At 60.5% G+C, this 12774-nt stretch carries 10 protein-coding genes and 1 tRNA gene; all 11 read left to right on the top strand.

The genetic code is table 11. From position 1 onward, the window contains the following. Positions 1-213: 213 nt before the first annotated feature. The 11 genes from rpoN (at position 214) to Q0K00_RS09380 (ending at position 11541) form a co-directional block, all read left to right on the top strand. Positions 214-1644: an RNA polymerase factor sigma-54 gene (gene rpoN, locus Q0K00_RS09430; protein WP_297228890.1), complete on the top strand. Its 1431-nt coding sequence runs from the start codon at positions 214-216 to the stop codon at positions 1642-1644. A gap of 166 nt (positions 1645-1810) precedes the next feature. Beyond that, positions 1811-2356, top strand: coding sequence for a ribosome-associated translation inhibitor RaiA (raiA, locus tag Q0K00_RS09425; RefSeq protein WP_297228888.1), 546 nt, complete (start codon positions 1811-1813; stop codon positions 2354-2356). 49 nt (positions 2357-2405) lie between these two features. Next, positions 2406-3320 carry an RNase adapter RapZ gene (rapZ, locus tag Q0K00_RS09420; RefSeq protein WP_297228886.1) on the top strand — a complete coding sequence of 305 codons (915 nt, stop codon included), beginning with the start codon at positions 2406-2408 and terminating at the stop codon, positions 3318-3320. Between the two features lie 204 nt (positions 3321-3524). Beyond that, positions 3525-4004, top strand: a complete 480-nt coding sequence (locus Q0K00_RS09415) for a PTS sugar transporter subunit IIA (protein ID WP_297228884.1) — start codon at positions 3525-3527, stop codon at positions 4002-4004. Then, positions 4001-4462, top strand: a complete 462-nt coding sequence (locus Q0K00_RS09410; RefSeq protein ID WP_297228882.1) for a PTS sugar transporter subunit IIB — start codon at positions 4001-4003, stop codon at positions 4460-4462. Before Q0K00_RS09415 ends, Q0K00_RS09410 begins: the two co-directional genes overlap by 4 nt. A 39-nt stretch (positions 4463-4501) precedes the next feature. After that, positions 4502-5143, top strand: coding sequence for a PTS sugar transporter subunit IIC (locus Q0K00_RS09405; protein WP_297228894.1), 642 nt, complete (start codon positions 4502-4504; stop codon positions 5141-5143). A gap of 77 nt (positions 5144-5220) precedes the next feature. Next, positions 5221-5297 (top strand) — tRNA-Arg (locus tag Q0K00_RS09400). 409 nt (positions 5298-5706) lie between these two features. Beyond that, positions 5707-7245 carry a hypothetical protein gene (locus tag Q0K00_RS09395; protein ID WP_297228879.1) on the top strand — a complete coding sequence of 513 codons (1539 nt, stop codon included), beginning with the start codon at positions 5707-5709 and terminating at the stop codon, positions 7243-7245. Positions 7246-7845: 600 nt separating this feature from the next. Further along, positions 7846-9198: an ATP-binding protein gene (locus Q0K00_RS09390; protein WP_297228877.1), complete on the top strand. Its 1353-nt coding sequence runs from the start codon at positions 7846-7848 to the stop codon at positions 9196-9198. Next, positions 9159-11168 (top strand): tetratricopeptide repeat protein, encoded by a 2010-nt coding sequence (locus tag Q0K00_RS09385; RefSeq protein ID WP_366937623.1) that lies wholly within the window; start codon positions 9159-9161, stop codon positions 11166-11168. The genes Q0K00_RS09390 and Q0K00_RS09385 overlap by 40 nt, the downstream gene beginning before the upstream one ends. A 10-nt stretch (positions 11169-11178) precedes the next feature. After that, entirely contained in the window at positions 11179-11541 is a 363-nt protein-coding gene (locus tag Q0K00_RS09380; protein WP_297228875.1) for a hypothetical protein, read from the top strand. The last annotated feature ends 1233 nt before the right edge of the window (positions 11542-12774 follow it).

Here is a 12774-nt window from a genome sequence, read left to right as displayed (position 1 = left end):
GGGAACCCCTCCGCCGGCGCGGGAGGGGTTCCCCTTCCCCCCAAGCCCCCCATCCCTTCCCCAGCGCGCTTTTACCGCCCGGCCTGCCGCCGCCCGAGCGCGGGGGATGCTCTTCGTCCGCGCTCCGGCAACACGGGATTGTTGCAAGTTTTTGTGACCTATGGCATGGTATTTGTAACGAAAATCAGGTTGTAAAAGGGATACCGGCTCTCTATGGCATTGGAACTTCGTCAGCAGCTCAAGCTCTCGCAGCAACTGCGCATGACGCCGCAACTGCAGCAGGCCATCAAGCTGCTGCAACTTTCCCGTGTGGAACTGCTGGAGACCGTCCAGCAGGAACTGATGGAAAATCCCTTTCTGGAAGAGAGCGAGAACATCCCGCTGTCGGACGGTCAGGCCCCGGAGGAGACCCGCCCCTCCCGCGATGACGACACGCCCTATGCCGATGATCTTTCGCACAATGCCGACTGGGAAGATTACCTCGGAGAGTTCGCCAGTACGCCCCGCCTCGTCCAGCCCCGCGAGCACGAACTGCCGGAGGAGCTTTCCCCGCTGGAGGCCCGCTATGCCGCCAAGCCCTCGCTGGAAAGCCACCTCATGTGGCAATTGCGGCTCTCCACGCTGGACGACCGCCAGAAGGACATCGGGGAGGCCATCATCGGCAACCTCTCCTCGTCCGGCTATCTGCAGGCCAGCGTGCAGGACGTGGCGGAACTGACCAACGCCACCCCCGCGGAAGTGGAGACCGTCCTCGACCGCATCCATTTTTTCGATCCCGTGGGCGTCGCCGCCCGTGATGCGCGGGAGTGCCTGCTCATCCAGCTCCGCAACCTGAACTACGACAGGGACCCCATCCTCAAGGAGCTGGTGGAATATCATCTGGAAGATCTGGAAGCGCACCGCTACAAGCCGCTTCTCCGCAAGTTCCGGCTGGACATGGACACGCTGGGCGAATATCTGGACATCATCCAGAGCCTCGACCCCCTGCCGGGCGCGAGCTTCGGCGGCGGCGAGCCGACCTACGTCAGTCCGGATGTCTACGTCTACAAGATGGGGGACGACTTCGTCATCCTCCTCAACGAGGACGGCCTGCCGCAGCTGCAGATGTCCGAACTGGCCAAGCTGGACATCGACTGCGAGAACAGCGCGGAAAAGGACTACTGCGCCGACAAAATCCGCTCGGCCTCCTGGCTCATCAAGAGCCTGTACCAGCGGCAGCGCACCCTCTACAAGGTGATGGAGAGCATCGTGCGCCATCAGCGCCCCTTCTTTGAATACGGCGTCACCCACCTCGCGCCGCTCATCCTCAAGGATATCGCGGACGACATCGGTATGCACGAGTCCACGGTCAGCCGCATCACCACCAGCAAGTATGCCGCCACGCCGCACGGCATCTTTGAGCTGAAATTCTTTTTCAACAGCGGTCTGGAACTGGATGACGGCAGTCAGGTCGGTTCCGAAAGCGTGAAGGCGCTCATCAAGAAATTCATTTCGGAAGAGGACCCGCGTTCCCCCCTCAGCGACGAACGCCTGGGCGAGATGCTCAAGGATCACCTCAAGGTGACCATCGCGCGGCGTACCGTCGCCAAGTATCGCACGGCTCTGGATATCCCCTCGTCCTCGAAGCGCAGGGAACACTTCTAGGGCATTTTCCGTTTGGGACGTGAAGCGTTCCAAACCGTACGGCCTGACGTTTCGCGGAAAAACGTGTTTTTTCCGCCTGGTTTCGGTCGGGCGGCGTTGTGCCGCCGCCTCGCGTTTGCCGTTGGAAAGGACAAAACGCTCTATAACCCCTACTCCCGGAGGCCATATGAACATTTCCTTTGCCTTCAAGAACTTCGACGCGTCCGATCATCTCAAGAAGTATGCCCGCCGCCGCATGGAAAAGCTGGGGCGCTTCTTCGGCAAGTCCTCCGGTCTGGAAGTGGCCGTGGTGCTGACCGTGGACAAGTTCCGTCACCGCTGCGAGGTGACCGTCTCCGGCGAGGGGCTGCATATCAACGCCTCGGAGCAGACCTCCGACATGTATGCCGCCATCGACCTCGTGACCGACAAGGTGGAGGCCCAGATCAAGAAGCAGGTCTCCCGCGTCAAGGAGCAGCGCCGCAAGGCCCGCAACGCCGACGTGGATGTCTTTACCTACAATCTCGACGCCCAGCCCGACGAGGAAGTGCAGGCCGACGTGGTGGGCACGGACCGCTTCGCGCCCAAGCCGCTCCATCTGGACGAGGCCCTCATGCAGCTTGAGAACGTGGGAGGCGACTTCCTCGTCTTCATCAACGCCGAGACCACGCGCGTCAACGTGGTCTACCGGCGGCGCACCAGCGGCTTCGCGCTCATCGACCCTGTCCTCTAGCAGCGTACAGGCCCCCGCAAGGGGGCCTTTCCTCCTCGTGAGTTCTCCCATGACTACGCCCCCCCCCGCCGATACCGGCGCCGAGGCCCCCCGCGTGTCCAGCTCCGTCTGCATCGTGACCGGTCTGTCCGGCGCGGGCAAGAGCACGGCCCTCGGCGTTTTTGAAGACCTGGGCTATTTCACGGTGGACGGTCTGCCCGCGGCCCTCGCTCCCGACATGGTCGCTCTGATGGCGCGTCCCTCCATGAACCGTTACAAGGGCATGGCCCTCGGCATGGACATCCGCCAGAGCGCCTTCTTGGAAGACATCAACATGGCCCTGTCGCAGATGACGGGCGACGGCTACCGGCCCATGCTGCTCTTCCTCGAGGCCACGCCGCATGAGCTCATGCGCCGTTACGCCACCACGCGCCGCCCCCACCCGCTGGAGCGGGAAGGTCTCGGTCTGGAAGAGGCCCTTGCCGCCGAACGCGAACGGCTGGCCCCCCTGCGCGAGTCCGCGGATCTCGTGGTGGACACGAGCCGTTTCTCCATCCACGACCTGCGCCGCGCCATCCAGAAACGCTGGCGCGCCAAGGAGAAACTGCGCGCCATCCGTGTCAACGTGCTCTCCTTCGGCTACAAATACGGCGTCCCGCGGGAAGCGGATCTGGTATTCGACATGCGTTTCCTGCCCAATCCCTATTTCGAGTCGGCCCTGCGTCCCCTGTCCGGCAAGGACAAGGCCGTGGCGGACTATGTGCTGCATTCGCCGGGTGCGCAGGAGTTCTTTCAGAAATTGCGGGATCTGCTGTTTTTCATGCTGCCGCTCATGGAAGCCGAGGGACGTTACCGCGTCAGCATCGCCGTCGGCTGCACCGGCGGGCGTCACCGCTCGGTCGCCGTGGCCGAGGAGCTGACGCAGGCCCTGCGGCAGGCGGACTATACGGCCACGGTGGAACATCGCCATCTTGAACTTGGCTGAAAAAGCTGGCACGCTGTGTAGAGCATCTTGCCCTTGAAAAAGGCAAGATGCGAGGCGGCGGCACAGCGCCGCCCGGCCCAAACCAGGCGGGATGACCGCGCTTTTTCCGCGAAACGACAGGCCGTATGGCTGGAAACGCGAAGCGTTCCAAACTGGAAACGCTCAAGAGAAATTTCCCCAACAGTCAGAAGGGCAAGGTGAATCATGGCAGAAGATCAGAGTAGCCCCGCACAGGTCGGCATCATCGTGGTGGCCCATGCCGATTACGGTTCGGCCATGCTGCGCACGGCGGAATTCATTCTCGGGACCTTGAACGACTGCACCTCCATCAGCGTCGACATCGCGCAGGAAGTGCCGGAGACCGTCAGACGGCTGGACGATGCCGCCCAGCGCCTCGACAAGGGAGCCGGCGTCATCATCCTGACCGACATGTTCGGCGGGACCCCCACCAATCTGGCGCTCTCGCTGCTGGGCAACCATCATGTGGAAGTGGTGACCGGCGTCAACCTGCCCATGCTGCTCAAGGTCTTCAGCAGCCGTACCAGGAGCCTGGAAGAACTGGCCGAACTGGCCGGTGAAGCGGGCACCAAGGGCATCGTGGTGGCCGGCAAGATGCTGCGCAACAAGACGCGCGAAAAGGCGGAAAAGACTGACAAGTCGGACAAGGCGGGCACGCAGGCATGACATGGTTTCGGGTGGACAACCGTCTGGTGCACGGACAGGTCATCGAAGGCTGGCTCCCCTATGTGGCCGCCCGCCATCTGGTGGTGGCCAATGACGCTATGGCGCGGGACGACTTGCGGCAGCAGATCACCCTGCTCGCCGTGCCGCAGAACGTGGAAACGCATTTCGTCATGCTGGAAGCCCTGCCCGCGACCTTGCAAGCCTGCGGCGACGACGCTCTGGTGCTTTTCGAGGACTGCAAGGATGCCCGTCAGGCCAGTGACGCCGGTATCCCCATGAAAAGCCTCAATATCGGCAATCTCCACTACGGCCCCGGCAAAAAACAGCTTTTGCCGCATGTCGCTGTCTCCGAGCAGGACAGCGAAGACTTGCGTACCCTGCTGGATCGCTGCATCCAGCTGGATTTCCGTTGCGTACCTTCCGAGAAGGTGAGGGATTCCATTGAACAGCTTCTTTGATATGGCGTCGCGGGGGATCCCCTACGCTTTTTTTTTGTCCTGCTCGGCGTCTTTCGTCATACGCTGATCTTTCGCCTCGTTGACCGGCCGCTGTTCGCGGCGCTGCTCATGGGGCTGCTGACCGGGGACTGGCTGCTGGCCCTGCCGCTGGGCATCACACTGGAACTGCTCTGGCTGGATGTGGTGCCGCTGGGGAGCGTCGTCCCGCCGCAGGGCGTGCTGAGTTTCCTGCTCATGTTCCCGCTGGCGCGGCAGTATGGCTGGTCCGCGCCGGGGGCGCTGCTGCTGCCGCTGCTGCTTGCCGTTTTCGCCGCCTATGCGGCCGCCTTTGCCGAACGCAGCCAGCGTGTCCTGCTCAACCGCGTCATGCCCGCCGTGGAGGACTATTGCCGCACAGGGCGCGGCTGCCCGCCGGGCGGCGCGCTGCTGCTGGGCATCTCCCTGCGCGCCTGCTGGCAGTTCGCCCTCTATCTGGTCTGCTTCGTCGGACTGGCGCTGATCTTTGAAGGGCTGGACTCGCAACGGCGCGGCCCCCTGCTGCGGACCATCAACTGGCCCATGATGTACGTCGCCGCCATGCTCGGCGCGGTGCTTTCCCTCCGCGTCCGCAGGGCCTACGGCGTGCTGCTGGCCAGCCTGTGCCTTGCCGCCGTGGCGCTGATCCTCGAGTACAGCCTGTGACCCGCGCCATGACCGACAACGCGCCGCCCTTCCGCTTCTTGACAGGGCAACGACATTCACCTACTATTTTCCTCCGCGCGCTCGTAGCTCAGTTGGATAGAGCGATAGCCTCCTAAGCTGTAGGCCGCAGGTTCGATTCCTGCCGGGCGCACCACATATTTTCAGGACGTTACATGCTGCTGCGTGTCACGTCCTTTTTATTTTTGCGCCGAAAAAAGTTTGCTGGTGCCCATATGGTGTCCACCCCTTCGGCATATCCTTCGGATCTTTTCCCCCTGTGAGCCGTCACGCAACTTGAGAACGAACAGACCTGCCTTTTCTTTTGCCTGAAAATTTGCTTGGATGACAGCCGGAGCATTTTGCCTTTGAAAAGGGCAAAACGCGAGGCGGCAGCGCAGCGCCGCCCGGCCCAAACCAGGCGGGATGACCGCGTTTTTCCCGCGAAACGCCAGGCCGTATGGTTTGGGATGCGGACGTTTCAAACTGAACATGCTCCAAGAAAAAACGTATGACGGACACTCTCCCCGGAACTGCAAGACCTCCCTCATTTGCATGAGTATGCCATGTTCAATCGCTACATCTGGAACAACTATCTCGATGCCGGTGGGAAGCATATCGTCCACATCTTTGCCGAGAGCCTGACAAAGGGCATTACCGAGCGATACGTTGAGACGATAAAAAAATTACGCAGCGTATATTGTCCTGATCGTGCCGTTATTGAGGAAGCCGCACAGCAATTGCGCGATCTTGCCCGCGATATGGCTGAGGATCCTACTCCCATACGCCGGGGAAAAACATGCGCGCAAGGATCAGCGCTGGAATCTCTTTATAACGAGATAGATGCAGGGGAGGATCTATCCGAAAATCATATTTTTTCCTGCTTTGCAGGAAGTCTTGACTATTTTACCACTTCCCTCTCCATTTCATCTCCTGACGTATTCATACCGTATTATTTTAAATATAACTTTAACATATTTGAGAAGATAGCTCATGAATTCGGCATACGGATCAGTCCAATTCCATATAAAAAAGAGTATCGCAAAAGATTTTTCTACTATGCGGATATTTGCCGTTCACTGCACGGATTCAGGGAGATGTACGGCCTTTCTCCGTATGAGCTATGCGCGTTCCTCTATGATTTTGCCCCAAACTATTTGGGAGGGAGCAAGAGCTTTATCATTGAAAACCTTCCCGAACCCAAAGGATTCTTTTGCATCGGCGGTTCTGAAAATGATTTTTTTCTGAAAAACAAAAAATCCGATATCATATGCTGGCAATGCAATCCGGAAGCTCTGGCGGGAGATATGGCGATAATGTATCTGCGCAGCCCCATCAGTGCAATGGATTCCATATGGCAAATCGTCTCAACCGGCTTCAACGATCCATTTTTCTATTACTACAGATGTGCATACATAGAAAAAATCAAAAGTATTACACGGATATCATTAAATAAACTCCGTAATGATACAGTTTTTCAAAAGCTTCCCATCGTCAAAAAGAATATGCAGGGAATAAACGGCGTGGAAATACTTCCATCAGTGTATAATCACTTATTGGATTTGGCAGGATGCGACCTTCAACGAATTGAATATGCTCAGGAAAATGCCGATGAGCTCTACGCAGTGGAAAGGGATGTGGAGCAAAAGCTTGTCAAGCCTTTTCTTGCGCGACTTGGGTATGCCGAGGAAGATTATCGGCAACAGCTTTATATTGAGATCGGCAATCACAATTTTGCGCTGATCCCCGACTTTGCCATCCTGCCCAAAGTAACGTCTGAACATCATTCAGCATACATCTTGCTTGAGGCAAAACTTTCCATCCCTTCTGAAAAAAAATTGAAGGCGGCCAAAAAGCAAGCCAGAAGCTATGCAAAACAGCTTGGCGCAGCCTATTGTGTGGTCGTCGCCAAGGAAGGCGTCTGGATCTCACGATCAGAAGATGACTACACTGCCGACATTTTCACATCATACTGGAAAGACATTTACGATCCGGATACCTTTTCACAGGTAGCAAAACTCATAGGAAATTACAAAAAACATAAAGCGAGCCATGAATCGAAACCGCTTTGCCTTGATCCACGCAACGCAATTTCGCAAGAATGATTTTTGCGTCCAGCAATCACCACCCATGCGGTGAGATCTTCCGTTCCTAGAGCGGATCCGCATTGAAATCGTGTCCAATTTCCATGCTGACGCTGCCCTCACACTACGGAAAAAGCGTGGTTTTTCCGTGTGTTCGGTTGCGGGTAGTCGCTCTCGCGACTACCGGAGCAATCCACATTTTCAATGTGGAATTGCTCTATCCCATCTTCTTGCATAAAACCCTCTGGCAGGGTCTGTTGACGCCATTCGCCGCCTGTCTGCGGAGAAGGCCCCCCTCCCCATCGGACCGTATCCGCAGCGGCAACGAGGGGCAGCGGCGGCAGCGCTGTTACCCGCACGGCGAGGACATTTCTTGTGGCTGAAGGGCCTCCTCCGGCGGAGACTCAGGGGCCGTGCGCTCTGTTTCCTCTCCCCGGGAAGGACCGGCAGGCGAAGGGAAGCCTTTCAGGTCGTCGCGCTCTTGCCGCCTCCCGGATATGGCGCGCCGGGGCGGCGCGGCAAGCGCGTCCGGCATTGACCCGCTACCTGTTTGCGGATATTTTTTTGTCGAATGACGCACATGCCAGCGTGCCGACCGCGCGCGGCATCGAAGGGGGACCAATGACGCAGCAGGCGGAAGTCGACGGCGAACACAACACCGTGGTGCAGATCAGCGGGAGCGGGAACCAGGTGCAGCTCGGCGGTCGGCGGCTTTCTCTCACCCTGCCCGGAGACGTCGCCCGGCCGGGGGCGCAGTCCGACACGCTCAGCATGTTCTACCCCGGTTCCCGAAGCACGACGTTCATCGGGCGGGAGCGGGAACGGAAGATGCTCGACGCCTTTCTGGATGCCGAGGCTCCCCTGTCCTTTCTGGTGCTGACCGGCGATGGCGGGAGCGGCAAGACCCGTCTGGCTCTGGAACTGTGTCTTGCGCGGCGTGAACTGGGCTGGGAAGCCGGATTCATCAGCTCGCGGGAACTTGACGATGCCGACGCCGGTACCGGACGGCACGGCGACAGGGACACGCTGATCGTGGTGGATTACGCAGCCAGTCGGGCGCAGCAGCTCCGAGACGTGCTGCGCGCGCTGAGCAATCAGCCAGACTCCGGCCGCCGTCTGCGTTTCCTCCTGCTGGAACGTACGGCCAAGGACGACGCGGGCTGGCTCTCAACGCTGCTCGGTGATGGCGGGGAGCGGAGCCATGCCGTCCGCCGCCTCCAGTACGGCAACTCCCCCCATGCCCTGTCCCCGCTGACCGGACGCGAGACCCTCCTTGCGCTGGCGCGGGATTTTCTGACGGCGCTCGGTCGCCCGGACGACGCATGGCAGCGGGATGAGGACCTTGTGCGGCGGCTGCTGGACGCCGCCTGGGGCGGGAACCCCCTGTACCTCATGCTGGCGGCCTATACCATGCTCTACCGCGACGATCGCTCCACGACATGGACACGGGAAAAGCTGGCCGAGGAATTTGCCGGAAAGGAAATGGAGCGCATCAGGGGGCAAGCGTCCGCCCGCGGGCTTGACGGGGACTTTCTCGTGGAACTGGCGGCCTGCGTCACCCTCGCGCAGGGCGTCACAAAGGAAGAGTTTGACGTCTGGGCCAAAAAAATCCATGCCGCCGAAGGGATGAGCGACCGTTGGCGAAGCTATGTGGATGCCCTGCCTGAAGTTTTGCCCCATCAGCCGGAGGGAGAGGAAGACCGGCACCCCCCCTGCGGCCCGACATCATCGGTGAAGCCTTTGTGCTGCGCGCCCTCCAACACAGAACGGATCTGCTCCTTGACTGCCAGAAGGCATTCGGCCCGGCCGCGCTCGACACCCTGCTGCGGCTGGGCCATGATTTCGGCAATGCCCACGCGAAACCCCGACAGTGGCTCGAGGCCGTGCTGGAAACGTGCGACACGCCGAAAAGTGTGGCCGATCTGTACGCACGGATGCCCTCCCCCAGCCTTCCCTTGCGTGATCTTGCCCTGAAGGTGACGGAAAAATGGCTGGCGTCCGCGGCCTCCGGACAGACGTCCCCCGCGACATACGCCGCCATGCAAGGGAGTCATGCGCTGGCGCTGCACAACATGGGCCGACATCGGGAAGCGCTGGTAGCCGCACAGGAGGCGGTCTCGATGTACCGTGAGCTGGTTGCGGACAATCCGGACGCCTTCCGGCCCGCGCTTGCAGGCTCCCTGAACAATCTTGCTGCGATGTTGAGCGATGTTGGGCGGCATCAGGAGGCGCTGGCAGCCGCACAGGAGGCGGTCACGATGTACCGCGAGCTGGTTGCGGACGATCCCGACGCCTTCCGGCCTGATCTGGCCATGACCCTGAACACTCTCGCCAACAGATTGAGCGACCTCGGTCGGCATCGGGAGGCCCTTGAGGCCGCACAGGAGGCGGTCTCGATGTACCGTGAGCTGGTTGCGGACAATCCCGACGCCTTCCGGCCTGATCTGGCCATGTCTCTGAACAATCTCGCCAACATATTGAGCGACCTCGGGCAGCATCGGGAGGCCCTTGAGGCCGCACAGGAGGCAGTCACGATGTACCGCAAACTGTATGCGGACAATCCCGACGCCTTCCGGCCCGCGCTTGCAGGCTCCCTGAACAACCTTGCTGCGATGGTGAGCGACCTCGGGCAGCATCGGGAGGCCCTTGAGGCCGCACAGGAGGCGGTCACGATGTACCGCGAGCTGGTTGCGGACAATCCCGACGCCTTCCGGCCCGATTTAGCAGGCTCCCTGAATAATCTCGCCGGTATCTTGAGCGCCCTCGGTCGGCGTCAGGAGGCCCTCGAGGCCGCACAGGAAGCAGTCTTGATGTACCGCGAGCTGGTTGCGGACAATCCGGACGCCTTCCGGCCCGCACTTGCAGGCTCCCTGACCACTCTCGCCAACATATTGAGCGACCTCGGGCAGCATCAGGAAGCCCTCAAGGCCGCACAGGAGGCGGTCACGATGTACCGCGAGCTGGTTGCGAACGATCCGGACGCCTTCCGGTCTGATCTGGCCCTGTCCCTGAACAATCTTGCCAACAGATTGAGCACCCTCGGTCGGCATCGGGAGGCCCTTGAGGCCGCACAGGAGGCGGTCGATATTCGCCGCAAACTGTATGCGGACAATCCGGACGCCTTCCAGCCCGCGCTTGCCAACTCCCTGACCACTCTCGCCAACAGATTGAGCGACCTCGGGCAGCATCAGGAGGCCCTCAAGGCCGCACAGGAGGCGGTCAATATTCGCCGCAAACTGTATGCGAACGATCCGGACGCCTTCCGGCCTGATTTAGCAGGCTCCCTGAACAGTCTTGCCGGTATCTTGAGCGTCCTCGATCGGCATCAGGAGGCCCTCAAGGCCGCACAGGAGGCGGTCGACATTCGCCGCAAACTGTATGCGAACGATCCGGACGCCTTCCGGCCTGATTTAGCAGGCTCCCTGAATAATCTCGCCGGTATCTTGAGCGACCTCGGCCAGCATCGGGAGGCCCTCGAGGCCGCACAGGAGGCGGTCGATATTCGCCGCAAACTGTATGCGGACAATCCGGACGCCTTCCGGCCCGCGCTTGCAGGCTCCCTGAACAACCTTGCTGCGATGGTGAGCGACCTCGGGCAGCATCAGGAGGCCCTTGAGGCCGCACAGGAGGCGGTCACGATGTACCGTGAGCTGGTTGCGGACAATCCCGACGCCTTCCGGCCCAATTTTGCAGGCTCCCTGACCACTCTCGCCAACAGATTGAGCGACCTCGGCCAGCATCGGGAGGCCCTCGAGGCCGCACAGGAGGCGGCGGATATTTTCCGCACGCTGGACAGGGAGGGCGGTTTCGTGCCGTTGTCCCACTTTGTAATCATCTTGCGGACGCTTTCCCGTTGTCTGCGCGCGGTTGACCAGGATGACAGCGACATCGTGAGGGAATTGCGGAGCCTGGAAGATGTCCGCAAGAAAAACCGCATATCCTGAAGGAGATGGTATGATGGATTTCAACGCACTGGTGGATATAGTCGTCCCCGCAGTGATCCGGGGAGGGGCCACCCAGCTTGGCAAGGGCATTATGGAAAAGATCCAAAATCTGGTAAGTCCCTGGCTGGATGCGGCATATGCGCGCCTTTTTGCACGCTATGTCCAGACCCCCGACGAGGTGACGACCACGGAAAAAAAAGACCTCAATCTGCAGCTTGCCAGGCTGCTTGAACAAAATCCCGAACTGGCGCAACAGATCGAGGATATCCTGAAAAGCGCCCGGCAGGAAAACATATCCCAGACCATCACGCAACACGGTTCGGGCAATCAGGCGATACAGATCGCCGGGTCGCACAATCAGGTCTCGCGCTAGTGCGTTTTGCCGTTTTCAAAGGCAAAAGCCGGGGCGGCGGCACTGCGCCGCCCGGCCGAAACCAGGCGGAATGACCGCGTTTTTCCCGCGAAACGGCAGGCCGTGCGAAGTGGCGCGCGGAGCGTTCTACCCTGAATACGGCCGGAGCGGCTCCGCTTTGCCTCTTGGCCGGGTCGAAGCGGGAAAACGCGCTCGCTCCGGCATGTGACGACGAGGAGACATTGCGCGCGGCTCCAGGCGGCCGCCTGCTCACGCTGTCGGCCAAGCATCCTCGACGCAACGCGGCACAGGCCGGACATGTGGGGAAGCCCTCTCCGGGGGCTTCCCTTTTTTCTTTCCCTCTCTCGTTGGCTGGCGGATGCTGCCCGGCGGTGGGGGAGCTTCTTTTTCTTTCCTTCTTTCGCTGGCTGGCGGCTGTTGCCCGGCATCCGCCAGCCAGCGAAAGAAAGAAAAAAGAAAACAAGCCCCCTCTTCCCACCCCATCCCGCCGGGGACCATCCACCGCGCCCGGCTCGCTGGGCTGGTGGGTCTTGTCCCGGCTTGTGCTCCGACCAGCAGGGAGCATTTTCCCCGGTCTGGCTTGCGAGGATGGACAGACGACGCGACACGCAAGCCGTCCCTTCGCCCGCTGGTCCCCCGAATATGTCCCAAAAGGGGGATGACCACGCCCTGCCCCGCTGGGTTGGTGGGCTTATCGCGGCCCATGCTCCGGTCAGTGGGGAGCAATCATCCCCCATCCCCAGCACCGTCTTTCCGGCACAGTGCACCGACTCAACAAAGGAAAGCCGTTTTCCCCGCTCCACAGCAGGGGATGACGTACCGCTTGCAAAGTGGGAACGACGGTTCCGTTTGCTGACGTAAGCGCGGCAGGGCGCGGAGGAGATCGCCGCCCCGCAGGGGCGGAAGCTCCGACGCCGGACGGACGCTCGTCCCGCGTCCTCGCGGGACAGCGGGAGGCCGAACGCCCGCTGCCGCGCGGCAGGGAGGAGGCCAATGGTACGCCTCGCGTATCCGGGCTGTCCGTCAGGGATGACTGCCCCCAACGCGGGGTAAGGGGTCGTAGGGGGCAAGGGGCTGCGCAAGCCCCTGCCCCCTGCCGCCAGCCGCGCAGGCTACCAAGCCCGGACGCCGGGCAAAAGCCGCAAACCAGCGGAAGATAAAAAAGAAGGGTCATGACTAGCAGAGAGTCCATAAAGAGGCTAAAAGCAAGTTATGACAATGAAAAACAAGTAC

The organism is uncultured Desulfovibrio sp. (assembly GCF_944327235.1).
GTDB lineage: Bacteria > Desulfobacterota > Desulfovibrionia > Desulfovibrionales > Desulfovibrionaceae > Desulfovibrio.
Note: the sequence above shows the minus strand (reverse complement) of the source record. Positions and strands in the feature narration are given on the sequence as shown.